The 903-nt window shown below is 68.4% G+C and carries 2 protein-coding genes and 1 pseudogene; all 3 read left to right on the top strand.

The window, feature by feature from the left end:
- Positions 1-175, top strand: a pseudogene (locus JCM25156_RS31750) (dihydroorotase); the annotation flags it as partial.
- A complete protein-coding gene (gene plsY / locus JCM25156_RS18415; protein WP_025814293.1) occupies positions 172-810 on the top strand; it encodes a glycerol-3-phosphate 1-O-acyltransferase PlsY in 639 nt (212 codons plus the stop codon). The pseudogene JCM25156_RS31750 and the gene plsY, both read left to right, overlap by 4 nt.
- The coding region (locus tag JCM25156_RS32770; protein ID WP_407637143.1) for a hypothetical protein at positions 749-903 on the top strand (155 nt) is incomplete at its 3' end. The genes plsY and JCM25156_RS32770, both read left to right, overlap by 62 nt.

Here is a 903-nt window from a genome sequence, read left to right as displayed (position 1 = left end):
GGCGGGCCGCCCCGCCGATCTGTGCCTGTTCCACCCCGATACCGGCTGGATCGTGCGCGCGGGCGAACTGCCCGGCAAGGCCCAGAACACCCCGTTTGACGGACGCGCGCTGGAAGGCCGCGTGATCGGCACATGGAAGAATGGCCGCCGCGTGCATGGGGCGCGGGCCGCATGATCTATGGCATCCCCACCTACGACCTGCCGCTTATGGGTGGGGTCGCGTTCCTGGCCTACCTGATTGGCAGCGTGCCCTTCGGGCTGGTGCTGACCGCGCTGTCCGGCAATGGGGACATCCGCAAGATCGGGTCAGGCAATATCGGCGCGACCAACGTGCTGCGCACGGGGCGCAAGGGGCTGGCGGCGGGCACGCTGGCGCTGGATGGCACCAAGGGCGCGTTCGCCGTTTTCTGCGCTTTCGTGCTGTGCCCGTTCCATACGCTGGCCGCCGAATCCGTCGCCGCCTTCTGTGTCGTGCTGGGGCACTGTTTTCCCGTGTGGCTAAAGTTCCGGGGCGGCAAGGGAGTCGCCACGGGGCTGGGCAGCCTGCTGGCGCTCATGCCCGTTGTCGGGCTGTGCTGTTGCGCGGTGTGGCTGATCTTCGCCAAGGTCACGCGCATTTCCTCCGCTGGCGCGATCCTGGCTTTCGCGGCGCTGCCGCTGCTCATGATTCGGCCCGGCGGCATCCCGTTCTCATCGCCCGCCTATCTGGCGGGCGCGCTGATCGCCGGGGTGATCCTGCTGCGCCATCATGCCAATATCAGCCGCCTGCTCAAGGGCACGGAACCCCGGATCGGCCGTAAGAACGCATGATCGCCCCCGATGCCGAGACGCTTCTGCCTGCCTGCGCGTGGCGCGGACGGACGGCATCGGCCCGGTCAGCTACCGCCGCCTGATCCAGACCCA

The organism is Komagataeibacter kakiaceti JCM 25156, assembly GCF_000613305.1.
Note: the sequence above shows the minus strand (reverse complement) of the source record. Positions and strands in the feature narration are given on the sequence as shown.